The sequence below is a fragment of the Parachryseolinea silvisoli genome (assembly GCF_021190955.1).
GTDB classification, from domain to species: Bacteria; Bacteroidota; Bacteroidia; order Cytophagales; family Cyclobacteriaceae; genus Ohtaekwangia; species Ohtaekwangia silvisoli.
In genome coordinates, this window is record NZ_JAIOAO010000007.1 from 231,734 (window position 1) to 258,222 (window position 26,489).

A 26,489-nucleotide genomic window follows, 5' to 3' on the forward strand; every position below is an offset into this window, starting at 1 on the left:
AACCCGTAGTGTAAGGTTATCGCTCGATAAGCAGCTTTTTAACAAGCTTTTCTTTACCGGAGAAAACCGTTACAACGTACACACCTTCCGGCAACGCACTGATATCTACTGTGTGCGATGATTCGATGGTATTAAAGCGTCTCCGCTCACGACCCTGTTGATCGGTGATGGTTACATTTTTTACCTGATCGTTTTCAGGCAAAGTAATGGTTACCTGTGTGTCACCCGGGTTCGGGAAGAATGCTAATACACCTTCTTTACCGGTGGCAGACCTTGCGGCGCTAGAGGCTAGCAAGCCCGGGCAGTTATACGCCCAGTTGGTCAGGGTAGCCGTAGCATCCAGACAGCTCGGTGCTAATTTGGTAATCCGCACGCTGACGGTTGTCGAACCTGTCCACGGGTTGAAGGTAAACGAGTTCGCGTTACCGGTTGTTGTACCTGTCTGACCAGCCGCGCTCCAGGTGTAGGTCGCGCCGGTGCGTACAAATCCGGGTGCCGACACGCGGAAAAGACCGCACTCCAGGTCTTCGAGCGTAAAGGTCAAACCCTGATTGTTAGAAACGATCGGTGTGAAGGTGATCACGCCCGACTGGCACTGGCTGCTTTTCACGGTAACGTTGCCTGGTTGAGCGGCGGCACCTGGTGTAAATGTGGCCGATGTTCCGCCCGTGATGGTACTTGGTGTCCATCCGGGAGGAGCCGTCCAAATATATGTACCGTTGTTTGTCGGTGTGGCCGTGGTCGCAGCCAACGAGAACGTATACGCGGTGTTTACGGTAAAGCAAGACGGGTTACCCGCGACGGTGATGGTGTTAAACCCTGACACAAGCTCGCGATAGAACGTCATGCTGTTGACGGAGGATTCGCAGCTGGCATCTGACGCCGAAGCCCGTACCGTTACATCACCACCGGAATTATTCGGTGTTACGGTTACTTGATTAAATCCGCCCGCAGTTGTCGGCGGGCTGATGCTCCAGCCCGTTGGACCCGTCCAGGAATAGCTCACGCCCGGCTCGGCAATAACTTTCATAGTAAAGCTGGCGGTGCTGTTTGCGGGGCGACAAGTCGCGGGCGCATCAACAAACACTGGCACATTGGCTTTGGTACTGAGCGACAACGAAGAAGTTGATGCTTCGTTACACTGCCCCACGGCAACCGTTAGAATTTGCGGACCACTCAGGTCCGCCGGTGCCAACACCGTGATGGAGCTACTATCCCCCGAAGTATAGGTCACATCCCATCCGTTGGGCTCTTGCATCAGGTCCAGGCCATTGATCTTCCAGAAGTATTGATCCACGCCAACCTCCGACTGAATCTGGCTGGCCGAACTCACGATCGGTTTAATGGAGAAGGTAGCGCTCTCTCCCGGACGCACGCATGAGGGGCCGATGATCTGGTCCTGTGCCGGGAAAGTTTTGTATACATCTTTGGAGGCGCTATTTCCTCCACAGATCGTGCTCTGGTTGTAGACCAGGACCACGCGACCTTTCCCGAAGCCGGTAGACCGCACCGTGACCGTCAGCGGCGACGTAGTTTGTGAAACAATTTGAATTTCGCCCCGTGTGCTCCACACGGGTGTACCTTGTACATGCGAGCCTGTGGCCGTAAAGGTATAGGTCGGTTGCGTACCACTGGTCACGTGTGTTATACATTGCGGACCCGAAATGGTGTACTGGGCTTGCACATGCGACGACAGTAGCAGGCAAGCAAATAAAATAAGGGTATATAGTCTCATGATAGAATAGAGATTGGTTTACATAAAACGAATAAATAGCAGTTAACCCCTATGCGTCCAGGCATAAGGATGTACCGGAATTATCCGGTATAAAATCGGTTAATCTCTGTTGCAACGAAAGCTTACCCGGAAAAAGAAATCCGATAGAATTCCCTTCCTGCTGCTATTACGCAAAAGCATAGGGTATACCCTACCTGAGAAAAGATATAAATTTTGGGGAAATGCTAATTGATCCTAGTCGTAGAAGGACCAGTCAAAACCAAAATCCAGGATACTCCCCTGCCCGCGATAATACGGTGTAGGCATATACCCTTGTTTGGTAATCACCTGCACAAGGTTGTGATACTTCAGGAAAATACGCCCCCGTTTGATGCGGGTGGCAAAGAAAACCTCCACCAACGGAAACGACGGAACTTTATAGTCTTTTTGTACATAAAACTGCTGCGTCGGCACGTCATACCCCATGGCGTAATACGACGAGTGCCAGTGTACATTCACCCCCGCCTGCATATCCAGGTTCCCGTTAAAGAAAATATTTTCGTATGACAGCTCGCCATTCACAAAGAGCTCAGGCACCTGTATGGCATCGACCTCATCTTTTAATATACTGGTATAGATTGCCCGCCCACGCAGGTACACATGTCTGAGCATCGTCAGCGACAGACGGACCTCCGGCGCGACCATGGTCTGTCCGCTGCCGTGTTGCTCGGGCATGACCAATTGCTCCACCGCGTTCCGGTCGGTGGTCTTTTTAAAGAAGGCATAATTGCCCAGGCGTGTAAACGTCAGACCCGGCGACAAAGAAAACACCCGGCTGTTATAATGCAGGAACCCCGAAAACTCGGTAACGTTTACATCCGAGAACGATGGATTGTTCCACTCGTCGTGCGTCCCGCGATAGCCCAGTAAAATATTGGCCGGCGCATATTGCATCTGCTTCACCGACGCTTCAAACCACCGGCTTTTGATCTGCCCCTCCACCCGGTAGTTACCGGTCTGCAAGACCTCTACCCATCCCGATACTTCACCGATCGAGTCCAGCCGCAGCGCCATACGCCCCCCCAGGTAATGCTCGGCACCCGACCTTCTGTGTCCCTCGTCGAGGCGATAATACTGCGAGTAGTTACGAATAGCGTAATAGCCGTTGTAAAAAAGTTTGGACAAATTTCCCTTCAACCCTAACTCGTTTCGAACCGTCTTAAACTTCGAGCGGTCCTCCACCTGCACACTGTCCACGGTCTCATAATCGTAATAATCCCGGGTAAAGGTGTTGGGAATATCCACGAATACATTGCCCTGCCGAAAGCGATCGAAGATGTGATAGAGCTGCAGAGCCTTGCCGATTTCGTACTGTTGGAACAGGTGCGCATTGATCCTTACTTCCGTGCTCGCGGCATCGGTCAGGTACGTCCGCACGTTCTGTAAAAAGAAGCCTTCATACTGGGTCGACTCCGTATGCACAATGCCACCATTCTCATCTGTCTGGTGGCGGTTACGCTGGAAGTTTGCAAAAATTCGGTATGTACTGTCTTTCGACTGATAGGTCGTATACAAATCGTAATACACGCCGCGCACCTGGCGATCGCCCTTCCCTTGCTTCTGGATCTGTTTGTCGATGAACAGACCGCGATAGTCAAAGCCGAAGTTCCAGCGCGGATTGATGTTGCGGCTGTACGAGGCCTTTGTGAGCGACCGGCCGCCACCCCCCAGCATCACCCACATGTTGGAATAAGGTGACTTGGTATCAAAATACCGGATCTTCTCGGTGTCCCACACCAGGTCATACTGTGTAAAGCCGGAGCTGACACCAATGCTGGCAGGCGTCTGGTAATAAATGGGGTGCATGGCCGTACCGATGTTGCCCAGGTCCTGATACAGATTCTCGTTCTTCTGAAGATAGGTGTAGCGATAGAATCCGCGAATAGCGGTATCGATCAAATGGTACGTTTGTTTATTGAGGAATACGTCCTCTTCATAGTAATAGCGGGAGCTTTTCGGACCGTACACCTGCCGGGTGGTGTCGTCAATGATACGCGACCCGCGCCGGGGACCTGCGTCCTCATCTTGTCCCGCGGCCGCCAGGGCGAGGACAAGAAAGCCTGAAAAGAGTATATACCGCCAGAATTGCACGCGCAAAAATAGGTTTTTAAATGATTTGTGAGGTTTAATGCGATTAATTCTGCTGGCCACGAGCGATAACATTTTGGATCATAGCATCAAAATCCTCACCATTTTTAACAAACTCCACCTCGATCGGCAAAAAAAAGAACGGCAACCCGGTACGGGCCTCCGCCAATTCCGCGTCTACCAGCTTGACCATATCTTTTTCCGTCGTCAGGATGCTGGCGTGCGGATACTGCTGGGCGAGCCGGCGCAGCGTATCCAGGTCGGTGGTTGTATACGCATGGTGATCGGCGAATGCCAGGTGGGCCACTATCGTATAGCTCGAGGCCACATACTTCTTTAAGGGCCCCGCCTGGGCAATGCCCGTCAGCAAGATCGCCTCTGTCGCCGGCGTCGTCTGCCGGTGCTCGCCAAACGGTGTGGGCGCACCGTAGCGCACGGTGGTAAAAAAAACGGGCGTCCGCGCATAGCGTCGCACATGTTTTTCAATCTCGATACACTCCTCCTCCTGAATCTCCGGCGGGCACTTGGTAATCACGACCACATCGGCCCGCGCGGCGCCCCCACGCGACTCGCGCAGCCGGCCCGCGGGCAGTAACAGGTCGGTGTAAAAAGGACGGTTGTAGTCCGACAACAGAATGGTAAACGCAGGCTTTACCCGTCGGTGCTGATAGGCATCGTCGAGCAGCAAGACCGCAGTATCTTCACGTTCTTGTAGAATGTAGGGAATAGCAAATGCGCGGTCTTCGCCTACCGCGACCGTCGCCAAAGCACCAAACTTACGATAGAACTGCGCAGGTTCGTCGCCAAGAGTACGGGCCGTATCACCCGGACCAGCCAGGCGAAACCCTTTGGTCTCCCGGCCATAGCCGCGGCTGAGCGTAGCCACCCGGTGGTTGCCTTGTAATAACCGGATCAGGTGCTCGATCATCGGCGTCTTGCCGGTGCCACCCACCGTGAGGTTACCAACGGTAATTACCGGCACGTCAAAGGATGCCACGGGGCGCAGGCCCCGGTCGTACGCGTAATTCCGCAGGCCGGTAAGAATGCGGTATAAGAGGGCAAAGGGTAATAACAAGATGCGGAGCAGGATCATGCCTTTTTGTATATATTCGCAGGTATATGGCCGTAAAGATAAAAGATGTTACCAATTACCTTGAATCCATTGCACCCCGGGCCTACCAGGAATCATATGACAACAGCGGCCTGTTGGTGGGAGACGCGCAAGCTGAGGTAACGGGCATCCTCATTACGCTCGACTGCACCGAGGCAGTGGTCCAGGAAGCGATTGACAGCGGCTGTAACCTGGTGGTGGCGCACCACCCCATTGTTTTCAAAGGCCTGAAGAAATTCACCGGCAGCAACTACGTCGAGCGTACCATCATGCTGGCCATCCGTCACGACATCGCCCTGTATGCCATCCACACCAACCTCGACAACGTACACACCGGTGTAAACCGCATGATTGCCGGCAAGATCGGTCTGACCGGCCTTCGCATTCTGGCCCCACGCCCGGACACCTTGCAAAAACTGGTGACGTTTATTCCCGAGGCCGATACCGAAAAGGTGCTGGCCGCATTGCACGAAGCCGGGGCAGGCCAGATCGGCGAGTATAAAAATTGTAGCTTCCGGGTAGACGGCACCGGCACCTTTCAGCCCACAGAAGCCGCCAATCCGCACATTGGCCAGGCCCACCGGCAGGAGTATGTGCGCGAGACACGGGCCGAAATGATCTTTCCGGCGCACCGGCGCGGCGATTTGCTGGCGGCGCTGCGAAAAAACCATCCATATGAAGAAGTAGCGTATTATATTACGCCCTTAGTCAATGAAAATCAGGAGGTCGGTGCGGGTATGATCGGAGAGCTTGCGACCCCTATTGAACCATTGGCGTTCTTACAGGGTTTAAAGAGTAGTATGAACCTGAAAATGCTCCGGCATACAGCAATCCTTCCAAAAAACATTCAGAAAGTCGCTATTTGCGGCGGCGCGGGCAGCTTTCTGCTCCAGGATGCCATCCGGGCCGGGGCTGACGTTCTGGTTACCGCAGACTTCAAATACCACGAATTTTTCGATGCCGACGGCCGCATTATCATTGCCGACATCGGGCACTACGAAAGTGAAGTCTTCACCAAAGAACTTTTGCAAGAGGTTTTAATGAAAAAATTTCATACTTTTGCGAACATTTTTTCAAAAACTGTCACGAATCCCATAAGCTATTTATAAATGGAAAATCAATCAGTAGCACAAAAGCTAGAAGCGCTTGTAAAACTTCAATCCATTGACAGTAAATTAGATGAACTTAAGAAACTCCGCGGCGACCTGCCCGATGAAGTTCAAGACCTGGAGGATGAGATAGAAGGCTACAAAACCCGCCAGACCCGTTACGAGGCTGAGCTGAAGGATATCGAAGAAGGCAACAAAAAACACAAAGAAGGTATTAAAGAAGCCGAAAAGCTTATCAAAAAATACACCGAACAGCAGAAAAACGTTAGAAACAACCGCGAATTCGACGCCATCACCAAAGAAATTGAGCTTCAGGAGCTGGAAATCCAGATCTGCGAGAAAAAGATCAAAGAAGGAAAAGAGAGCGTTACCGACAAGAAAGACGAAGTAGAAAAGACCAATACCTTGGTGGCGGAGCGTGGCGAGCACCTCGACAACAAGAAGAAAGAACTGAACGATATTCTGGCGGAAAGCCAGGAAGAAGAAAAACGTCTGATGGCGGAACGTGAAAAGGCCGCCAAAAAGATTGATGATAAACTGCTGAAATACTACGAGCGTCTCCGCACCAGCCTGTCAAACGGCCTGGCCGTGGTACGGGTAGTACGCGGTGCGGCAGAAGGATGTAACATCGTCATCCCACCCCAGAAGATCGCTGAAATTCGCGAGAAGAAGAAAATTGTGATCGATGAGCACTCCGGTCGTATCTTAGCAGATGTCGACATGGACTCACTCGATGAAGGAGATAAACCTAAAAGCGCAAAAACACCGGTTATCGTTCCCAACCGCAGAAAGAAAGTTGAATAACCCGGTTTACAATATTTTTGGGAAGGCAGGCCTGCTGGCTTGCCTTTTTTTTATGCCCGGCTGGAGCACAGCCCAGGACTTTACGTTGTCGGAGCACGAGCGCCGCGCCTATGCGCTTGCCCTGAACCTGCAGACGACCGAGGCCCATGCGCTCATTCCAAATCCCAGGACGGTTTCCGAGCATTATGTCATAGCCCTGGCCGAAGCACTCGAGCTATTGGTGACGGAAGACCCGGAGAAATTTTCCGAATATGAAGACCGCTTTGAGAAACGCCTGGCCCGCAAGACGAAAGTCTCGTCGGTAGACGAATTGTTCCTGCAGGCGGAGATCGGCCTGCAATGGGCCTTTGTACACCTCAAGTTCGGACATGAGTTCGACGGCGCCCTCAACCTGCGCCAGGCCTATCAGGCCACCCAGGAAATCAAAAAGCGCTATCCCAAATTTACCGCCATCCACAAGACCGAGGGCCTGCTCAATGTTATCATTGGCTCAGTGCCCGAAAAATATAACTGGCTGTTGGGGCTGCTCAACATGGAGGGCTCCGTGGGGCAGGGCATGGCTACGCTGGAATCATTCCGCCATTCCAACCATGTACTGGCCTTTGAAGCCGACGTGCTCTACGCATTGACCCAGGGCTTTGTACTGCAACAGACCGGGTCCGCGATGCAGGAGGCCCGGATTCTCCTGGAGAAGAACCCCGGCAACCGGCTGGTACTTTTCCTGGCCGCCTCGCTGGCAATGAAGAACGCTCAAAGCGAAGACGCTTTGGCCATGCTCCTCAAGATCAATGAGCCCAAACTGGGCCCGCCCCTCTCCTACGCCGAATACCTGAAAGGCGAGGTATATCTGCAGAAAGCCGAATACCTGCACGCCATTTCCGCCTACCGGTGGTTTATCAACAACTACAAAGGACAGAATTATATCAAAGACGCCTGGTATAAAATCGGCTTGTGTTATTGGCTGAACGGCAACACCAGCGACGCCGATGCTACCTTCACCCTGGCGCGCTCCGCCGGCAAGGAAGTAGCGGAAGCCGACCGCTATGCCGCCCGCAGCCTGGCCGAAACAGAGCTGCCACATGTCAAGCTGACGCGGGTGCGGTATTTCACCGACGGCGGGTATTACCCCCGTGCGCAGGAAGCACTAGCCACCATTTCCACCGACGAACTCGTCACCCAACGCGACCAGGTGGAGTACGCGTATCGTCAGGCTCGCATCACCCACAAAACCAACAACCTGGCTGCCGCCCGCGAATTTTATCAATACACCATCGACCTGGCCGGTGACGCGCCGTGGTACTTTGCGCCCAACGCCAGCCTACAGCTCGGCTACATTGAATGGGCCGCCAATGATTTGGAAAAGGCCAAAGAATACTTCACCCGCGCCCTGACCTACAAGCGGCACGAGTATAAGAATAGCATCGATAGTAAAGCGAGGTCGGCGCTGGCTCAGCTCAACGCGCGTAAGTGATCGCGATCGTTATACCGCTCCACGGTAAACATCGACCCGGTGTGGTGCAGCAGATACAAGCACAGATTTTCGTGCTCGAACATATCCATGCTTTTTAGCGGATAGCGCAGCAGGTGGCACATCAGGATGCGGATAGCGCGCCCGTGCATACAAATCAGAATCGTCTTTTCGTCCGTCTGGCGCATGATGTGCTCCATCGCGGGCGCCATGCGGGCCACAACATCGTTGGGGCTCTCGCCGCCTTCAATTTTGAGTGACGTGTCCCCAAGTTGCCACTGCTTGAGCATGTAGTGGTAATACTCGTCTTCGTCGGGCGTAACCTTCTGCCCTTCCTTATTGCCCCAACTGATCTCGTTTAACCCCGGCAGGGCTTCGTACGGAAGCCCCTTGTCCAAAAACGGCTGCACCGACTGGTGCGTACGCCGCAAACCGGACACATACATTTTGTCAAACGGAATATGTCCATAGGCTCCGAAAAACGCCTGCGCCTGGGCCCGTCCGCGATCGTTCAGGTCCGTATCCACGCCGCTGCCCTGCACAATATTTTGCAAATTGTAGTTGGTCTGCCCGTGGCGGATCAGGTAAATGGTCTTCGTGCTCAAATTCTCCGGTTTTCGGGCGCAAGTATAGCTAATCGCAGCCAGTAATGCGTTATGCGAAAGGGAGTTCGGGCCGGTGGATTTTGGGTAACGATTATTAAATTGCCCGCCATTATGGGAATTTTCAGAGATGATATCACCGTGGAGTCCCTCAACCAATGGGGACCGAATACCCTGGCGGAAGTATTGGGCATCCAATTCACCGCCGTGGGCGAAGACTACCTGGAAGCAACAATGCCGGTAGATAAACGAACCCATCAGCCCATGGGATTGTTACACGGGGGGGCTTCCGTGGCCCTGGCCGAGACGATGGGAAGCGTGGCCGCGATCAGTTGTATTGATGTCAGCCGACAGTATTGTGTAGGACTCGATATCAATGCCAATCACATCCGCGGGGTACGCTCAGGATTTGTAAAGGGTGTAACCCGCCCTTTGCACATTGGTGGAAAGACCCACGTCTGGGAAATACGGATCACCAACGAAGCCGGCGACCTGGTATGCATCAGCCGCATCACCATGGCCGTACTGGACAAAAAAGATTAATTTAGCGCCGACGCACGACCGCATGAATACGATTTCTTCCGTCTCCCCGCACACCGCTTCACTCACCGGAACTGAATACATCGCTTATCTCCTTCGGCATGCTGTCGAAAATCAATACGCTGTAGCGGTATGGCGTCTTCCCAACGACTCCGTTTGTCATCTCATTCTATCGCGCAAACTGCAACGACTTTCGCAGGATGCAGCCCTCGAGGAGCTTGCTACGGGTTTTCTGTTTGCTCCCTTTCAGAAAAGCCGCGAGCGCATTTTCCTGCCCGCTGATTTTAAGTTCACCTTCACCGGCGACAACCTTCAGCCGGCCGCTACGCCGGCCGAAATTCAGTCGCACACCTGGCTGCAAGAGCAGCTGAAACAGGTGCCCTATACACCGCATACACCCACCTGTTATACCGTACCGCCTACAGGGCAGGAAACGGAAACGTCGTATGCTGAGCTGGTGCGCATGGCCGTGGCGGAGATCGAGAAAGGCTCCTTCGAAAAGGTGGTGCCGTCGCGTCGTAAGATCGTGGACTTGCCCGAGGGCTTCGACGTGGTGCAGGCATTTCAGACCTTGTCCAACGCGTATCCCCATGCCTTGGTGTCGTTCGTCAGCACGCCCGAGACCGGCAGCTGGCTCGGTGCTACACCCGAAACGTTGGCGCATGTACACGACAACACCTTGTTCAAAACGGTAGCCCTGGCGGGCACGCAGCGGTTTGTGCCCGGCATAGACCTCAGAACGGTAGCATGGACGCAAAAGGAAATTGAAGAGCAGGCGCTGGTGGAGCGATACGTGATCAGCTGCTTTAAAAAGATCCGCGTGCGTGAATATGATGAATACGGGCCCAAGACCGTTGTCGCGGGCAACTTGCTTCACCTGCGGTCGGATTTTACGGTCAACATGAAAGAGATCAACTTTTCGCAGTTGGGATCGGTCATGTTGCAACTGCTGCACCCCACGTCGGCCGTCTGTGGCATGCCGTTGGAGCCGGCGTCGGCTTTTTTGCAGCAGTATGAAGGCTACGACCGCGAATTTTATGCGGGTTTTCTGGGACCCGTGAACGTCGGCAACGACATTCATATCTTCGTCAATCTGCGGTGCCTCAAGCTACACGACGGCAAGGCTACACTTTATGCCGGCGCAGGCGTTACCGTAGATTCTACGCCCGAAAACGAGGTGGCCGAAACAGAGATCAAGTTCCAAACGTTACGCAAACCGTTGTTTGACCAGCCGGTCTAAACGTCTCATAATAGCTTGATCATGAATATTTTGATCGTGATCGATTAATCTACAACTCCAATTTCTTACATTGTAGGCTGTTTTCATACACCAAAGGCTACCGCACGCGGGATTTGCCTATTTTTGATTTGGACCAACTGAAACATGCCTATGAAACGCTCCCTCTGCGTTATTTTTTTGCTGTTGCTACAGGTTTCCACCTACGCACAAGACCTCATCACCGAGGGCGTCACTGCACCCACTTCGGTAGACCGGTACCAGACGTTTAACGTCTCCACCACGGTGAAAAATAATAGCGCCACGCCTACCGGCGGATCTACCCTGTTGAAGGTGAAGTTATCATTCGATGCCGTGCTGAGCCCCGACGATCCGGAGATCGGAAACAGTAACGCGATTCCCGCCATTGGCGCCAACGGCACGCAGGCCGTCACCGTAAGCTGCTACACCGGCGGTATCGCTGCCGGCAATTACTATCTCATTCTACAAATCGATCCCAATAACACGGTTACCGAAACCGACGACAACAATAACGTGGCAATCTTCAGCGGCTATACCGTGAACATGCAAAATGTGGATCTTCTTTTTACCACCCTCACACCGACCGTCACCACGATACCGGCAGGCGACCGGCTCACGGTGGACTACACGCTACAGAATACCGGCACGACCGACCTGGGCCAATCGACGAGTAGCAGCTTTTATCTGAGTACAGACAACACCCTCGATGCGGGCGACAGATTTATTTACGCGCACGAAATTCCCCTGGCGGGACCCGACGTCTTCAATGAAACGGTCACGATAAACATCCCCCCCGTTCCGCTGGGCAACTACTTTCTGATCGCCAAAGCCGACGACGATCACGGTGTGGGCAGTGTCGAGGAATTCGACGAGGCAAACAATACAATAGCCACCGCCCTTACGATCGGTGCCAGCAACATCGACCTCGATGTAACCAATAATGCCCCCCCCGCGCCCGGATTTTCGGACGATGGCGGTTCAGGCCTGATTGAGTTGGAGTATGACTTGGTCAACAACGGCTCGACCGGCGTCGGCGGCTACGACGTGCATGTCTATATTTCCGAAGATCAGACGCTGGACGCCGGGGACTACGACCTGACGGCAGACCTGGAGCCCGAGCTGGTAGCACCCGACTACATCGGCGCAGGCGAATGGAAGGTGGCCTATGTAACGCAACGGGTGCCAAACATTAATACACTGGTCGGCACCCACTACGTCATCTGGAAAATAAATGCCACCAATGCCATTCCGGAAACTGACTATACCAACAACATCCTGGTCAGTGCTACTACTTTTACCGTAACCCCGGTGCAGCCTGCCATACACATCAACAGCGTTACCCTCACGTCTGCTCCATACGACAACACCGATGTCACGTTCGACTTCTCGTTGAGTATTACGAATACCGGTCAGATCAACTCCTTTACGCAGTCGTTTGAGATTCTAATCCGCGACGACGATAACAACATTGTATACACCGGTTCCCGCCCGAACGAACCATTTGCCTTTGCATTACCCGGTGCGACCATCACCAAAAATTGGAGTATAACACTACCAGCACCACTCGCCGCCGGCGACTATACCCTGGTGGTGCAGTGCGATCCGGACGAAGACTGTTACAGCAACAACACACAAAATACACCGCTTGAAATCGAGCTTGCACCCCATGTTATCTCCGGCACGATCATCGGCAGCGATGGTACGAACATCTCGAGTGGCACTTTATACCTGTATCGCAAAGCCATGGACGGAACAATAACGCGCGAACAAACGGTGCCCATCACAAGCACCAATACGTTTAGCCTGACCGTAACAGACACAGACCCGCGCGCCCTGTACTTCTTCCCGAACACGGTCACCTATGGAGCCTTCGCACCCACCCTATCAGGAAATTATACCTATCTGCGGGACGAAGCCTTCTTCATCCCTACCCTCAACACGGTGTCCAACCTGACGCCGCCCCGCGCAACGTCTCCTCCTGCAGGCAGCCGGAATATCTCCGGGACGGCAAAATTACCCGGCGAAATAGACGCCCCCGACATTCCGCTATTGCTCTATGACGGCGCCACGCTCGTGCAGCTCCTGTATACGGATGCCGCCGGCAACTACAGCTTTACAAACCTGGCCGCGAAAACGTACACGCTGATCCCCGCCGTGGCGCAGGACAATTTCATTGTCGACCAGGCGTATAGCCTTGACGTCAGCGCTATGAATATCGAGGCAAATATCCTGATCGACATCGGCGACATCGATGTAACGATCATTTTCATACAGCTTTCACAAACCATAACCTTTAATGCCCTTAGCGACAAGGTCTATACCGATGCTCCATTCGATCCGCTGGCCTCGGCCAGCTCGGGGCTGCCCGTAACCTATGAAAGCTCAGACACCGACATAGCGGAAATCAATGGCAGCCTGATTGTCATCCGCGGCGTTGGCACCGTAACTATCACGGCATCCCAGGAAGGCAATAGCGCTTACGAGCCTGCTCCTCCCGTAAGCCAGTCACTAACGGTAAACAAAGCTCCTCAAATCATCACCTTTGGAAATCTGGCAACGAAAAAGCCAGACGATGTTGACTTCGCGCTAACGGCGACGGCAAGCTCATCACTCCCCGTAACCTTCACCTCGTCCAATCCTGCAGTAGCTACCGTCGAAGACAACATGGTGAGCCTGCACGGTGAAGGAGAAACCGACATCACCGCCTCCCAGGAAGGTGACGAACACTTCCTGGCCGCCACACCCGTAACGCGTACCCTGCGCGTCAGCAGCGTCGTCACCGGCATCGACAACAACCCGCTCGCGGGTGTAAGAATTTATCCGAACCCCACATCCGGCCTGCTCACCCTGGAAACTGCGGTACCTGTACAACAGGTCACCATCACCGACCTCGCAGGCCGCGCGCAGTCCTTCGGCGTAGCCGATGACGTCCTGGATATTCGACACCTTCCGTCCGGTATATACCTGGTCACACTCCAGGACAAGAAGAACACAAAGATTGTTAAGGTCATCAAGAAATAGTTTACTCCACGACCTTCAGCACGCGCTTCAGCACCTGCACAATCATCACCGGCACGATACTGGCGACAACTACTACGATCAACCCCTGCGGATGTATCGACACCAACCCCAGCACCGAACGCAGCGGCGGCACGAGGTAGGTCACGACGGTCACCGCGATGCAGAACACTAGCGCATACCAAACATACCGGTTGCGCGTAACAGGGTTCTGAAAAAACGAAACCTCGCGCGTGGGCATATTAAATACATTCCACAACTGCGCCAGGATCAATGTATAAAACGTAATGTTGTTGACCACCCCTTCCTCACCCCCCATATAGAACACAGCATATAACTCCGCACCGATTACACCCGTCGTCAGGCTTAACGCATAGGTGACCACCGAAACCCAATTGGACTTCGACACCAGCGGATCCGACGACTTGCGCGGTTTCCGTTTCATAACCCCCTCCTCGCCCTCACTCATGCCAATCGCCAGTGCCGGAAAAACATCCGTGATCATATTTAGAAAAAGAATTTGCAACGGCTGCAAGGGCAACGGTAAGTTGGCAAAGGAAGCGATCGCCACGATCATGATCTCACTCATGTTACACGACAAGAGGTAGATAATGAACGTGCGGATGTTTTCAAAGATCACGCGGCCGTACTGCACCGCCGTAACGATCGAGGGAAAAGCGTCGTCGCGTAAGATCAGGTCGGCAGCTTCTTTGGCAGCTTCCGTGCCGCGTATGCCCATGGCGATGCCGATGTCGGCTTTCTTCAACGCAGGCGCGTCGTTCACGCCGTCGCCAGTCATGCCGACCACCATCTGACGGTCCTGGTATAATGATACAAGCCTTAGTTTTTGCGCAGGATCTACGCGTGAGAATACGACGGCATCCGCAATCTTCTGCTGCAGGTCTGCAGGCAGGTCGCCTTCCGGTATATCTTTTCCCTCGACCGTCACGACATTTTCACCTTCGGCCAGGCCCACTTGTAGGGCAATGGCATGGGCCGTGCCGGGGTGGTCGCCCGTCACCATGGCCACCTTGATGCCCGCCGCATGACAGGCCGCCAGCGCGTCTTTCACGTCGGCGCGGGGCGGATCGATAAAGCCTGCCAGCCCGAGAAATACCAGCCCCTCGGGCACCTCGTCATCCGCGGGTACCCGGTCCGTACGCCGGTACGCAAATCCAAGCATGCGCAAGCCCTGGCCGGCCAGGTCGTCGGCTTTCCTTTTCCACCCATCCGGGTCGTTCAACGGCGTCTCATTTCCATCGCGTAGCACGGCCTGACACTTTTCGAGCACTGCCTCGGGCGCACCCTTTACATAGATATAATGTTCATTCCCTTGTTTGTGGGTGGATGCCATCATTTTGATATCGGCGTCAAAGGGCAGCTCCGCCAAACGCGGTTGTTCCTGACGAAGCTTGTCGACATCTTCGCCGAGCTCGGAAGCCATCCGCAGCAGCGCTACCTCCACCGGGTCGCCCACTGCCTTCTCATCTTTTCCTCCTTCCGGCAACGCGCTGTTGTTACAAAGCACCGCCACGTATAGAAACATTTTATAGGCAGATTCCTCTTTCAATCCATCGCGGTTATGTTGCTCACCCGTCACCGTCTCGATCCGATCGCCCAATGCCACAACTTGCACATGCATTTCGTTCTCTGTCAGTGTACCGGTCTTATCGGTAAAGATTACCTCGGTCTCTCCCAGGGTTTGGACCGCCTCCAGCGTCTTCACGACAACCTGTTTATCCGCCAGCCGCAGCATGCCGCGGGCCAGGGCCATAGTCGAAATAACGGGTAGCCCTTCCGGGATAGACGCGATGGCCAGCGCAATGGCCGTCTCGATCATAAACAACCAGTCTTCACCCCGCAGTACACCGGCGCCAAAGATCAGTACGGACAAAATCAGCGTCAGCCAGATCAGGCGCTGACTAAGCGCGTGTAATTTTTTATTCAGGGGCGTAGCGTCTTTATCGGCCTCTTCGGTCATGCGGGCAATCTTGCCCAGTTCGGTAGTACCACCCGTAGCGACGACAACAGCCTGCCCGTTGCCCCGTCCGACGACGGTGCCTTTGAAGATAGAATTTACGCGGTCCGCGGTCCGTGTATCGGCACCGAGCGGCTCCGTGTTCTTTTCGACATCCAGCGATTCGCCCGTCAGCGCGGCCTCTTTCACGGCCAGGCTATGTTCGGAAATGATACGCGCATCGGCAGTCACCACATCACCGGCCTCTACAAACAGAATGTCACCGGGCACAAGCTCGGATGAATCGATCTCAGTCTTTTTTCCCTGGCGCAGTACCTGGGCCTTGGTACGGGCCATGCTGCTGAGCTTCTCCATTGACCTCACCGCCTGTCGTTCCATAAAAAAACCGATGAGCGTATTGATCAACACCACGATCATAACAGCGATGCCCTCCAGCAGGTGGGCAAACGCAAAGGCTATGGCCGCCGCAGCAATTAGAATCCACACGATGGGGTTGGCAAACTGGCTTGCCAGCATCCTCCACACGCTCGCCTTCTTTTTCTCCTCCAGGGTATTTTTTCCATATTGCTCTTGCCGGCGACGGACCTCGTCGGCAGAAAGCCCCTGCGACACATCCGTCTTCAAGGCCTGTAGCACCTCCTCGGCAGATCGTACAAAATACTCGCGCTGAATCTCCATTACCCAAAATATAATAAATAACTGTTCCCCTCCACCACCAATGCTTAACCGCATACGGTGTTGCCACTTAAAAATCAATGTTTTTTCGTGCGGCCGTTAAACAGCAACAGTGTTTTACCAGGCATTTGAAAATTCCCCGCCCCCTCCCCATATTCGCACACGAATTACGCATGACCCGCTTCCAACCGATCTACGACATTGCCGAGCTGTGTGCACGCAAAGGGGTCACCCAAGCTGTGCTTTGCCCTGGCTCCCGTTGCGCCCCCCTCACCCTGGCCTTTGCCCGCCATCCCGCGATTGCCACACGCACCTTTGGCGACGAGCGTAGCGCAGGGTTTGTCGCGCTGGGCATCGCCCAGCAGAAAAAGGCGCCGGCAATCCTTGTTTGTACATCAGGATCAGCCGCTTACAACTTTGCCCCCGCCGTAGCCGAAGCGTGGTTTAGCGAAACGCCGCTGGTGGTGTTTACCGCCGACCGGCCTGCCGAATGGGTCGGTCAGCACGACGGCCAGACCATCTACCAGCCCGGCATCTTTGGCCGCCATGTCAAGCAATCGTTCCAGCTGCCTGCCGACTACCAACACCCCGACAGTGCCTGGGCGGTCAACCGCATTGTCAACGAGGCCATTAACCTCTCCTTCCAGGAGCCCAAAGGCCCCGTGCACATCAACGCTCCCTTTCGCGAGCCTCTGTACCCCGCAGCCGGCGAAAGCATTGAATTCAGCACCGAAGTACGCGTGATGGACGAATTCTCGTCTACCTTCACACTCACCGAGGAGCAAAAGAAAGTCATCGCCGCCGAGTGGAGTCAATATCACAACATCCTCATCGTGACAGGCCAGCAAGAGTACGACCGCCTGCTGACCGACACGCTGCGCAACTTCTTTAAACAACACAACGTGCCTATCGTGGGCGACATCACGTCCAACCTCCACGGTGTTGAAAAGCTGGTGCGTCACGCCGACACCTTCCTGGGACACGCCACCGAAGATGTTCGGAAAACGTTGCAGCCCGATCTGCTCATCACCTTTGGCAAGTCGGTGCTGTCGAAGCAGCTCAAACTATACTTACGCAAACACGCCCCCAAAGCACACTGGCACCTGCAGCCGGCCGGCATGGCCGCCGATGCCTTTCAGAGCATCACGCGCGTGTTTAATGCCAACCCCGTCGATTTCTTTTTATACCTCAGCGCCCTCCCGCAAGGCCCGACCTTCGAGACACAGAAACAAAACAACTTCAACAAATTCTGGGAGGTAGAAGAGCGTCGCGCCCTGCGCACACTGGAAGACTTCTTTCCGCAACCCGAATTTGGCGAGCTGGAATTGGTGCGCGAGGTATTGCAAGCGTTACCCGAAGACAGCAACCTGCACCTGGCCAACAGCATGAGTGTGCGGTATGCGAACTTCATCGGACTGACCGCGAAACAAAAAAGCATTCAGGTATTTGCCAACCGCGGCACGAGTGGCATTGACGGTTGCACAAGTACCGCCGCCGGCCACACGCTTTCTAATGACCGTCCCAACGTATTAATCACCGGCGACATGGCATTCTTCTATGACCGCAATGCGTTCTGGCATAATTACCCGCTCCCAAACCTACGCGTGGTGTTGCTCAACAACCACGGCGGTGTTATCTTCAAAATGATCGATGGCCCCGGCGACCTGCCCGAGACCGCCGAATACTTTGTAACACGCCAGAAGCTCAACGCCCGTAAGCTATGCGAGGAACATGGCATCAGCCACCTGGCGCTCGACAGCAAACGCAAGCTGCGCAACCTGTTAAAAGACTTCCTGGATTTCGACGGTCAGACCAAGATTCTGGAATTGGAAACCGACACGTCGGTAAATAAGAATCTATACGAACATTTGAAACATCAATTAAAAAAGAGCTATGAGCTTTAAATACGACTGGAAGCCCGTTAAGGAGTATAAAGATATTCTCTTTCACAAGTTCGAAGGCATTGCCCGCATCAGCATCAATCGCCCGCAGGTACACAACGCCTTCACCCCCCTGACCGTACAAGAAATGATCGACGCCATGCACCACTGCCGCGAAGACGCAGACGTGCGTGTAGTGATCCTGACCGGCGAAGGTGGCAAAGCCTTCTGCAGCGGGGGTGACCAAAGCGTGCGCGGTCATGGTGGCTATGTTGGTCCCGACGCAACGCCCCGGCTAAACGTACTCGACCTGCAGAAGATGATCCGCTCCATTCCGAAGCCTGTTATCGCCGCCGTGGCGGGATGGGCGATCGGCGGCGGCCACGTGCTGCACGTCGTGTGCGACCTGACCATCGCGGCCGAAAATGCACGGTTCGGTCAGACAGGCCCGAAGGTCGGAAGCTTTGACGGTGGTTTTGGCGCCTCTTACCTGGCCCGCGTCGTCGGACAGAAAAAGGCCCGGGAAATTTGGTACCTCTGTGACCAGTACGACGCCCAGGAAGCCCTTGACATGGGCCTGGTGAATAAAGTCGTTCCGCTGGAAATGCTGGAAGAGACCTACGTGGCCTGGGCCCGCAAGGTCATGGCCAAGAGCCCGCTCGCCATCCGCATGCTGAAAAGCTCGTTCAATGCCGAGCTCGACGGCCAGGCCGGCATCCAGGAGCTTGCTGGAAATGCCACCTTGCTGTATTACCTCAGCGAAGAGGCGAAAGAAGGCAAAAATGCGTTCCTCGAAAAACGCGATCCAGACTGGTCAAAGTACCCCCAATTCCCTTGATAGTGTTGGGTAAGTTGTTCATCTTTAAGGACGAACAACTTACCCAATGAAAATTGAGAAGCTTGAGATTTTGCGAAGTATTGCCGAGTTGGCCTATGTCATCGCAAAAGCCGACAAGGGCCTGAGCTCGGAAGAGCGCATCGCTTTCCACAAGATCATCCAGAACGAGCTGGAGTACGATTCCTGGGCCGCCCAAAGCCGGTTCGAATTGCTGGACGAGGTCATTCAGCCCTCGGCAGAGAAGGCCTATAACGAAGCCGTCCACGATTTCCGGAAATATAAGGATCATCCCCTCTTGCAGGAGCTAAAAGAAAAAGCCATCCGCGTCATGACCCAGGTGGCGGAAGCTTGCAGCGGTATACATAAAAATGAGCTCGAGATCATCGAACGATTCAAAAAAGATATCCACTACAGCGGCTGACGAATACCCCTATCCTAGCCTGTGGTTAAACGGCCGTGACGTGTCACTAGCCGACGTGCGGACGGGTGACCTCGCGTCGTTGGCAACTACACCGTTTGAAGAAAGTACACTCGCCTTCGTCCGTTCCTGGCTGCACGGCGACACATCATTTACTTTGCACACCAGCGGCTCTACCGGCACGCCCAAACCCATTACCGTTACGCGGCAACAAATGCTTACCAGCGCTACCCTCACGGCACAGGCCTTGGGGCTCATGCCCGGCTACACCGCGTTGGTCTGTCTCGACACGCGCTATATAGCAGGTAAAATGATGCTGGTGCGTTGCCTGACAACCGGTATGCGTATCGTTGCCGTCACGCCCACCGCCAATCCCCTGGCTGCCGTGCCCACAAACTGGACAATAGACTTTACAGCCCTCGTGCCTTACCAGGTATATGCCGTGCTGGACTCGCCCGAGAGTACACGGCTCGGCGCCATTCGCCATACGTTGATCGGGGGCGCTGCCATTGACACGCATGCGCTGCCGGCATTAGCAACATTCCCCGGCCGGTTCTACGCCACCTATGGTATGACCGAAACCATCTCGCATATAGCGCTTCAACAGCTCAACGGTCCCGACGCTTCATCCATGTTCCGGGCGCTGCCGGGCGTTACCCTGACCCTCGACGAGCGTGGATGCCTGGTCATTCAGGCGCCGCACCTGCCGCAACCGATTGTCACCAATGACCTGGTAAATATCCTGGCGCCAAACACCTTCCAGTGGCTGGGCCGTTGGGACAATATTATTAATAGCGGCGGGGTGAAGATTATACCGGAGAAGGTAGAGGAAGCCATCGGTGCAATACTGGTTGGGTTGAATATTACACGTTCGTTTATAGTCTGCGGATTACCTGACCCCAGGCTGGGGCATAAACTGACACTTATTGTCGATGGCATGGAATTTACGCCCCGGCAGTGGAACGTTATCCTGGCGAAACTTCAGGAAGCGCTACCGGCGTATGAAGTACCTAAAGACCACCTCTCCGTTCCAGCCTTCAGGTATACCGATACCGGCAAGATACACAGACAAAAAACGATTGAAATTGTTACAAAACCGTACTAAAGGTTACATACACCTGACATGGTGTATCCAGGGTAACACTTTTGAAAAAACCGCGTTTTTCCCCTTTGTGCATCTAAAAAGCGGGCTAAGCGTTTAAACTTTTAAATAATTTTAAAATGAAAGGTTACATCCGTGTCATTTTTTTTATTTAGCTTTGGTTTGTCTATTTAGTAAGTTGGCTTTAAAGATCTCTTCTTTAATCTACTCCCGATCTTTAAAGCAGCATCTTAAGGTATTTAAACATTTAATACCATGAAGAAGGTATTGGTTATTGAGGACGACGTGCCTCTATGCTGGCTTTTAGAGAGGATACTGAAAAACAATTATGAGGTCGTTATTATGAACGACGGTATGGAAGCCTGGTCATGGCTTTCCGACGGGCACATTCCCGATCTCATCATCTCCGATCTTAAAATGCCTTCTCTGGATGGCTTGGAGCTGTTGGAAAATCTAAGTACAAGCGGGTTATTCAAAAACATCCCCGTTATCATCCTGTCAGGGTACGAAGATACCAATAAGCGCAAGCAATGCCTGGATCTGGGAGCCTTCACATATTTGGTGAAGCCCTTCGAGCCACAGTCACTGGTGACTGAAGTGAAACGTGCGTTATCCGCAAGTAAGGAGAAACTGTTTTCGTAAAAAAGTATGGACGTAGCTTTACAACTCAACGTTCAGGAACCCCTGAACCCTTCCGTGTCAACTACCATGAAAGTGCAGGCTTTCACCCGCCACATTTTGCGGGTAGGCTTTATCTCCGTCACCCCGGACTACGAGTACGGCAAAGACGAGATACTTTTTACCAACACCACGGCCAAAGCCGTGCAACAACACCTCGCTTCCGGCGAAAAGTTTGATGCCGTCTTCATCAGCCCCGACCAGGGCCAGACGGACATCGCGTTGGTAAAAGAGTTTGCCAAAGAATACGCCCTGCCGGTAGTCCTGTACTCGGCCAAGTTCGATGCCGACTGCAAAGAGATCGCCCTCAAGCGTGGCCTGGATGATTACTTTAATGGCAACATCACGGCGGCGTCCTTAAAGCGCCTCGATTTTATTCACAAGCTCAAGACCTATAAAAACAAACGCGGCAACAAACCCTATGTGGCCGCGCAGGTAGCCGACGTTCCAAAGATCAAATTATGGGCGCTGAAGCGTACGTTCGACATCGTTATCTCGGGCGGCATGATCATAGCGTTGTTGCCCATCATGATCATCACGGCCATCCTGATCAAGCTGGATTCGAAAGGTCCGATCTTCTATATCGCCAAACGCGCTGGCTCAGGCTATAAAATCTTTAACTTCTATAAATTCAGAAGTATGCGCACGGGCGCTGATGCCGAACTGCATAAGCTCACACACATGAACCAGTATACGGAAGGTGCAGAGCAGAGTGTGTTCTATAAAATCAAGAACGACCCGCGTGTAACACGCCTCGGCCAGTTCCTGCGCGATACCAGCCTGGACGAACTGCCACAGCTTATCAACGTACTCAAAGGTGACATGTCGCTGGTGGGCAACCGTCCCCTCCCTTTGTACGAGGCCGAAAAATTAACCAAAGATCAAATCGCCTGGCGCTTCCTGGCGCCCGCCGGTATCACCGGTCTCTGGCAGGTGACCAAACGTGGCAAAGACAACATGTCGGAAGAAGAACGCATTCAGCTCGACATGGAGTATGCCATGAAGAACTCTTTCCTGTATGACTTAAAAATTCTTTTCAGCACCATCCCCGCTCTGCTCCAAAAAGTGCAGGCATAGCGATGCAGAATTTTGTACCTCGATGTTAGTACTGGAAATTATTCTCCTGGTTTACTTTGGCTTTGTCGTATTTCACAACTTCTTTTTCTCAGCCATTAGTTTTATATACCGTGAAGACCACTTTTTTAAAGGCACGGTAAACAAACACAGCCGCATCGCTGTATTGATACCGTCCTATAAAGAAGATGGTGTCATTGTCAGCACGGCCGAGCTGGCGGTACGGCACAACTACCCGCTGGAAGCCTTCACCGTCTTCGTCATGGCCGACTCACTGCAACCCGCCACCGTGCAGGCCCTGCAGCAAACCGGCGCTACGGTATTTGAAGTGTCGTTCGAGAAAAGTACGAAAGTACGCGCCCTGCAATTTGCCCTCGCCAAAATAGAAGGCTATGACCTCGCCGTCATACTCGACGCCGACAACGTAATGAAAGAAGGCTTTCTCGCCAAGATCAATCACGCCTTCAACAATGGCTTTCTCAACCTGCAAGGTCGCCGTGTAGCCAAGAACAGCGACACACCGATGGCGTATCTCGACTCTATCAGCGAAGCTATCAATAATCAGATCTTCCGCAAAGGGTATAACGCCGTGGGCCTCTCCTCGTCGCTGATCGGCTCGGCCATGGCATTCCCCTTCCAGCCCTTCCGCGACCACATCAACGCCATGGACTCCGTGGGCGGCTTTGATCGTGAGCTGCACCTCCGCCTGCTGGCAAAAAAACAACGGATCTACTACCTGGAAAGCGCCGAAGTATACGACGAGAAAACCCGTCAGGCAGAAGCCTTTTCGAATCAACGCCGCCGTTGGCTTTCCAGCCAGTTTGTATACCTGCAGCGCAACTTCAAGAAAGGCGTACGGGCACTCCTCAAAGGTGACTTTATCTTCTTCGAGGCATCCGTACTAAGTAACCTGTTGCTACCCCGCATTCTGACGCTGGGCTGCCTCCCCACCCTGGTTATAGTATTTACCCTGCTGCGTCACTATCTCGTACTGGGCTATACCTGGACGTGGGCCTATGCCATTCTGTATGTGGCCGCCCTGGTCATTGCCGTTCCGACGAAGTACTTTGACAAAAGGCTCCTCGCTGCCGTGGCCAGTCTGCCCAAAGCTTTTGCACTCATGTTCCTCAACCTGTTCCGGTTGAAGAATGCCAATAAGAAATTTATCCACACACCGCATTCCACTACTACAGTAGAATCAAAAAAATAAAGCGATGAAACAGCAACCCCTTGTCTCCATTATCCTGATCAACTGGAACCAGCTGCCCGTTACGCTCGAATGTCTCGAGTCCTTGAAGCGACTGACGTATACCAACTACGAGATCATTCTCGTAGACAATGCCTCGAAAGAGGATCCTTCCAGGATCGTGAAGGAAAAATTCCCGCATGTACGCATGATCGTGACCGACCAGAACCTCGGCTTCACCGGTGGCAACAACATCGGGTTGAAGATCGCCAAAGGCGATTACTTTTTCATCCTCAACAACGACACCGAAGTAGCCAGCACCAACCTGCTGGAAAAACTCATCGAACCGTTTGAGAAAGATCCCTCCATCGGCATGGTGAGTCCAAAAATCCGGTACTTCTCCCATCCCGACATCATTCAATACGCCGGCTATACAAAAATCAACCCCTTTACGGGTAAGAACCGCCAAGTCGGCGAAAAAGAAGAGGACAAAGGCCAGCACAACGTATCCGGCTATACCGATTACGCCAACGGTGCGGCCATGCTCGTAAAGCGTGAAGTGGCCGACCGCGTCGGTGTATTTCCTGATCACTTCTTCATTTATTACGAAGAGCTGGACTGGTCGTCGCAGACGGTTAAGCACGGCTATAAGATCTACTATCAATCCGAGGTCTATATCTTACATAAAGAGTCCATCACCATGGGCAAGGCCAGTGCGATCAAGACCTACTACAACAATAAGAACCGCATCCTGTTTATGCGCCGGAACTCTAACAGCTTCCAGCTGATGTGCTTCCTCGCCTTTCTGGTCACGTTCACCATTCCTAAGAATACACTCTCCTTTCTCTTTTCCGGAAAGATGGAGCACCTGCGTTCGTTCTATCGCGGGGTGTTCTGGAACGTGAAGAACATGAACCTCTACAAACACGAGCCCTTGAATAAGTCACTGGCCACGGTAGAACCTCCTAAACAAGTACTCTAAAACCTCCGGCAACATGTGTGGCATTAGTGGCTTTATCGATTTTACGGGCAAGAGCGGCCGCGACGTACTCGTCGGCATGGTCGACTGTCTTACCCACCGCGGTCCTGATGACTCGGGGTATCACGTCGTGCAACACGACAACTATACGCTCGGCCTCGGACAACGGCGGCTCTCCATCCTGGACCTATCGCCGCTCGGCCACCAGCCCATGTTCTTTGAGAACCTCGGCATTGTTTTCAACGGCGAGATCTATAATTTCCAGGAAATCCGTCAGGAGCTGATCGCACAAGGTCATTCGTTTATCAGTGGTGGTGATACCGAGGTTATCCTGAAAGCCTTCAAGACCTGGGGGCCAGCCTGTGTGCAACGCTTCATCGGCATGTTTGCCTTTGTACTGCACGACACCAACACCAACAAACTATATGTCTACCGCGACCGCGCGGGGGTAAAGCCGCTGTTCTACTACTGGCACAACAACCTGTTCTTGTTTTCGTCCGAGCTCAAAAGCTTCCACCGTCACCCGGCCTTTGAAAAGACACTGGATTACAATCACCTGGCGTTGTACTTACAGTACAACTATGTGCCGGGGCCGTATTCCATCTTCAAAAATACCACCAAGCTCAGCCCGGGCCATTACCTGGAGATCGACCTGCAAAAGCGCTCAGTCGTAACACACCAGTATTGGAACGTGCTCGATTACTACAACCAGGAGAAGCTGAAGATCTCCAAGGAGGAAGCCATTGAAGAAACCGAACGCCTGCTCAAGTCGGCATTCGAATATCGCATGGTATCGGATGTGCCCGTAGGTGTATTCCTGAGCGGTGGCTACGACAGTACGGCCATTGCTGCGTTACTGCAAAAAGGCCGCACCGAAAAGATCAAGACCTTTACCATTGGCTTTGACGTCGAAGGATTTGACGAAGCGCCGGAGGCCAAAAAAATTGCCAACTTCCTGGGCACCGATCATACCGAACACTACTGTACCCCGGAGGAGGCGTTTGCCATCATCCCTACCCTGCCCGACATCTACGACGAACCCTTTGCCGATAACTCCACCGTACCCACAGTGCTGGTATCGAAGCTGGCACGCCAGTCGGTAAAAGTAGCGTTGTCAGGCGATGCTGGCGACGAGATCTTTGGCGGGTACTATAAATTCATCCAATCCGTCGAGCTTACCTCGCAGTTGCCCAAGCCGGTGCAGCGCACCCTGGCTGGGGTTATGAGTATGGTAAACCCGGAGAAGCTACCCTACTTCAAAGACCGGTATAACTTCTCGACACGCTTCGAAAAGGTATCCGAGATCTGGCGCTCAGGCAATCCGTTGACAGCCCTCAAGCAGATCAGCCATTACATCACCGGAAGCGAGTTGAAGCAATATCTCAAGCACAGCTTCCTGCTGCCGCCGACAGACTTCGACCTGGAAAAGGATATGCTCGATAACAACGATGCCTTCAACAAAATGCTGGCCATCGATTATCGCACGTTCCTGGTGGACAATAACCTGGTGAAAGTAGACCGCGCCACCATGTCCGTAGGATTGGAAGGGCGCGAGCCCTTCCTCGATCACCGCCTCATCGAGTTTGTATCGCGGCTCCCGTCGTCGTATAAAATACACGGCAAGGAAAAGAAAGTGATCTTGCGTGACATCGTACACCGGCACGTAGACAAGGCACTGATGGACCGGCCCAAGAAGCCGTTCATCGCGCCGCTGACCGTATGGTTCCGCCAGGAATTAAAAGATTACTTCCTGCATTACCTTAGCGAAGAAAACTTAAAGAAGGGCGACTTCTTTAACCCGGCACCGATCATCGCGTTGCGCGATCGCTATTTGAGCGGCGCCCAGGTAAACCACCAGAAGCTCTGGAATATCCTGATCTTCCAGATGTGGAAAGACAAATGGCTATAA

At 53.3% G+C, this 26,489-nt stretch carries 20 protein-coding genes; 15 read left to right on the plus strand and 5 right to left on the minus strand.

Annotation, left to right across the window (positions count from 1 at the left end):
• Positions 1–16: 16 nt before the first annotated feature.
• The 3 genes from K7P01_RS30005 to lpxK all read right to left on the minus strand — a co-directional run bounded on the left by K7P01_RS30005 (position 17) and on the right by lpxK (position 4,955).
• The gene (locus K7P01_RS30005; RefSeq protein WP_267298293.1) at positions 17–1,735 is read right to left on the minus strand and encodes a T9SS type A sorting domain-containing protein; all 1,719 of its coding nucleotides are present in this window, start codon (positions 1,733–1,735) and stop codon (positions 17–19) included.
• Positions 1,736–1,969: 234 nt separating this feature from the next.
• The gene (locus K7P01_RS30010) at positions 1,970–3,865 is read right to left on the minus strand and encodes a putative porin (RefSeq protein WP_267298294.1); all 1,896 of its coding nucleotides are present in this window, start codon (positions 3,863–3,865) and stop codon (positions 1,970–1,972) included.
• 43 nt (positions 3,866–3,908) lie between these two features.
• On the minus strand, positions 3,909–4,955 hold the full coding sequence (gene lpxK / locus K7P01_RS30015; RefSeq protein WP_267298295.1) for a tetraacyldisaccharide 4'-kinase: 1,047 nt from the start codon (positions 4,953–4,955) through the stop codon (positions 3,909–3,911).
• Positions 4,956–4,981: 26 nt separating this feature from the next.
• On the opposite strand from lpxK, the gene K7P01_RS30020 reads away from it, so the two are divergent.
• Genes K7P01_RS30020 through K7P01_RS30030 form a run of 3 tightly spaced genes read left to right on the plus strand, consistent with a single transcriptional unit; the run spans position 4,982 to position 8,357 of the window.
• Complete coding sequence (locus K7P01_RS30020) at positions 4,982–6,082, plus strand: Nif3-like dinuclear metal center hexameric protein (RefSeq protein WP_267298296.1); 1,101 nt, start codon at positions 4,982–4,984, stop codon at positions 6,080–6,082.
• Entirely contained in the window at positions 6,083–6,886 is an 804-nt protein-coding gene (locus K7P01_RS30025) for a zinc ribbon domain-containing protein (protein ID WP_267298297.1), read from the plus strand.
• Positions 6,887–6,938: 52 nt separating this feature from the next.
• Positions 6,939–8,357: a tetratricopeptide repeat protein gene (locus K7P01_RS30030; RefSeq protein ID WP_267298298.1), complete on the plus strand. Its 1,419-nt coding sequence runs from the start codon at positions 6,939–6,941 to the stop codon at positions 8,355–8,357.
• On the opposite strand, the gene K7P01_RS30035 is transcribed toward K7P01_RS30030, so the two are convergent.
• Positions 8,336–8,959 carry a histidine phosphatase family protein gene (locus tag K7P01_RS30035; RefSeq protein ID WP_267298299.1) on the minus strand — a complete coding sequence of 208 codons (624 nt, stop codon included), beginning with the start codon at positions 8,957–8,959 and terminating at the stop codon, positions 8,336–8,338. The two genes, K7P01_RS30030 and K7P01_RS30035, sit on opposite strands and share 22 nt — an antisense overlap.
• Positions 8,960–9,070: 111 nt before the next feature.
• On the opposite strand from K7P01_RS30035, the gene K7P01_RS30040 reads away from it, so the two are divergent.
• The 3 genes from K7P01_RS30040 to K7P01_RS30050 all read left to right on the plus strand — a co-directional run bounded on the left by K7P01_RS30040 (position 9,071) and on the right by K7P01_RS30050 (position 13,775).
• Positions 9,071–9,499 carry a hotdog fold thioesterase gene (locus K7P01_RS30040; protein ID WP_267298300.1) on the plus strand — a complete coding sequence of 143 codons (429 nt, stop codon included), beginning with the start codon at positions 9,071–9,073 and terminating at the stop codon, positions 9,497–9,499.
• Between the two features lie 22 nt (positions 9,500–9,521).
• On the plus strand, positions 9,522–10,736 hold the full coding sequence (locus K7P01_RS30045; protein ID WP_267298301.1) for a chorismate-binding protein: 1,215 nt from the start codon (positions 9,522–9,524) through the stop codon (positions 10,734–10,736).
• 150 nt (positions 10,737–10,886) lie between these two features.
• Positions 10,887–13,775, plus strand: coding sequence for a CARDB domain-containing protein (locus K7P01_RS30050; RefSeq protein ID WP_267298302.1), 2,889 nt, complete (start codon positions 10,887–10,889; stop codon positions 13,773–13,775).
• A 1-nt stretch (position 13,776) separates the two neighbouring features.
• On the opposite strand, the gene K7P01_RS30055 is transcribed toward K7P01_RS30050, so the two are convergent.
• On the minus strand, positions 13,777–16,482 hold the full coding sequence (locus tag K7P01_RS30055) for a cation-translocating P-type ATPase (protein WP_267298303.1): 2,706 nt from the start codon (positions 16,480–16,482) through the stop codon (positions 13,777–13,779).
• Positions 16,483–16,598: 116 nt separating this feature from the next.
• Here K7P01_RS30055 and menD point away from each other — a divergent pair, with 116 nt between their 5' ends.
• The 9 genes from menD (at position 16,599) to asnB (ending at position 26,489) form a co-directional block, all read left to right on the plus strand.
• The gene (gene menD, locus K7P01_RS30060; RefSeq protein WP_267298304.1) at positions 16,599–18,329 is read left to right on the plus strand and encodes a 2-succinyl-5-enolpyruvyl-6-hydroxy-3-cyclohexene-1-carboxylic-acid synthase; all 1,731 of its coding nucleotides are present in this window, start codon (positions 16,599–16,601) and stop codon (positions 18,327–18,329) included.
• Entirely contained in the window at positions 18,319–19,143 is an 825-nt protein-coding gene (menB, locus tag K7P01_RS30065; RefSeq protein ID WP_267298305.1) for a 1,4-dihydroxy-2-naphthoyl-CoA synthase, read from the plus strand. The genes menD and menB overlap by 11 nt, the downstream gene beginning before the upstream one ends.
• Positions 19,144–19,189: 46 nt before the next feature.
• Positions 19,190–19,564, plus strand: a complete 375-nt coding sequence (locus K7P01_RS30070; RefSeq protein WP_267298306.1) for a tellurite resistance TerB family protein — start codon at positions 19,190–19,192, stop codon at positions 19,562–19,564.
• 40 nt (positions 19,565–19,604) lie between these two features.
• A complete protein-coding gene (locus K7P01_RS30075) occupies positions 19,605–20,666 on the plus strand; it encodes an AMP-binding protein (RefSeq protein WP_267298307.1) in 1,062 nt (353 codons plus the stop codon).
• Positions 20,667–20,918: 252 nt separating this feature from the next.
• Positions 20,919–21,305, plus strand: coding sequence for a response regulator (locus K7P01_RS30080; protein ID WP_267298308.1), 387 nt, complete (start codon positions 20,919–20,921; stop codon positions 21,303–21,305).
• A 6-nt stretch (positions 21,306–21,311) separates the two neighbouring features.
• Positions 21,312–22,418, plus strand: a complete 1,107-nt coding sequence (locus tag K7P01_RS30085; protein ID WP_267298309.1) for a sugar transferase — start codon at positions 21,312–21,314, stop codon at positions 22,416–22,418.
• Between the two features lie 22 nt (positions 22,419–22,440).
• Entirely contained in the window at positions 22,441–23,625 is a 1,185-nt protein-coding gene (locus tag K7P01_RS30090; RefSeq protein ID WP_267298310.1) for a glycosyltransferase, read from the plus strand.
• A 4-nt stretch (positions 23,626–23,629) separates the two neighbouring features.
• Positions 23,630–24,583, plus strand: coding sequence for a glycosyltransferase family 2 protein (locus K7P01_RS30095; protein ID WP_267298311.1), 954 nt, complete (start codon positions 23,630–23,632; stop codon positions 24,581–24,583).
• Positions 24,584–24,596: 13 nt separating this feature from the next.
• Entirely contained in the window at positions 24,597–26,489 is a 1,893-nt protein-coding gene (asnB, locus tag K7P01_RS30100) for an asparagine synthase (glutamine-hydrolyzing) (protein WP_267298312.1), read from the plus strand.

Coding starts and splice junctions, on each gene's coding strand:
- K7P01_RS30095 (WP_267298311.1), top strand. CDS start 23,630: ATGAAACAGCAACCCCTTGTCTCCATTATCCTGATCAACTGGAACCAG.
- K7P01_RS30040 (WP_267298300.1), top strand. CDS start 9,071: ATGGGAATTTTCAGAGATGATATCACCGTGGAGTCCCTCAACCAATGG.
- K7P01_RS30070 (WP_267298306.1), top strand. CDS start 19,190: ATGAAAATTGAGAAGCTTGAGATTTTGCGAAGTATTGCCGAGTTGGCC.
- K7P01_RS30050 (WP_267298302.1), top strand. CDS start 10,887: ATGAAACGCTCCCTCTGCGTTATTTTTTTGCTGTTGCTACAGGTTTCC.
- menB (WP_267298305.1), top strand. CDS start 18,319: ATGAGCTTTAAATACGACTGGAAGCCCGTTAAGGAGTATAAAGATATT.
- K7P01_RS30030 (WP_267298298.1), top strand. CDS start 6,939: ATGCCCGGCTGGAGCACAGCCCAGGACTTTACGTTGTCGGAGCACGAG.
- asnB (WP_267298312.1), top strand. CDS start 24,597: ATGTGTGGCATTAGTGGCTTTATCGATTTTACGGGCAAGAGCGGCCGC.
- K7P01_RS30090 (WP_267298310.1), top strand. CDS start 22,441: ATGTTAGTACTGGAAATTATTCTCCTGGTTTACTTTGGCTTTGTCGTA.
- K7P01_RS30005 (WP_267298293.1), bottom strand. CDS start 1,735: ATGAGACTATATACCCTTATTTTATTTGCTTGCCTGCTACTGTCGTCG.
- K7P01_RS30025 (WP_267298297.1), top strand. CDS start 6,083: ATGGAAAATCAATCAGTAGCACAAAAGCTAGAAGCGCTTGTAAAACTT.
- lpxK (WP_267298295.1), bottom strand. CDS start 4,955: ATGATCCTGCTCCGCATCTTGTTATTACCCTTTGCCCTCTTATACCGC.
- K7P01_RS30085 (WP_267298309.1), top strand. CDS start 21,312: ATGGACGTAGCTTTACAACTCAACGTTCAGGAACCCCTGAACCCTTCC.
- K7P01_RS30055 (WP_267298303.1), bottom strand. CDS start 16,482: ATGCGGTTAAGCATTGGTGGTGGAGGGGAACAGTTATTTATTATATTT.
- menD (WP_267298304.1), top strand. CDS start 16,599: ATGACCCGCTTCCAACCGATCTACGACATTGCCGAGCTGTGTGCACGC.
- K7P01_RS30080 (WP_267298308.1), top strand. CDS start 20,919: ATGAAGAAGGTATTGGTTATTGAGGACGACGTGCCTCTATGCTGGCTT.
- K7P01_RS30045 (WP_267298301.1), top strand. CDS start 9,522: ATGAATACGATTTCTTCCGTCTCCCCGCACACCGCTTCACTCACCGGA.
- K7P01_RS30020 (WP_267298296.1), top strand. CDS start 4,982: ATGGCCGTAAAGATAAAAGATGTTACCAATTACCTTGAATCCATTGCA.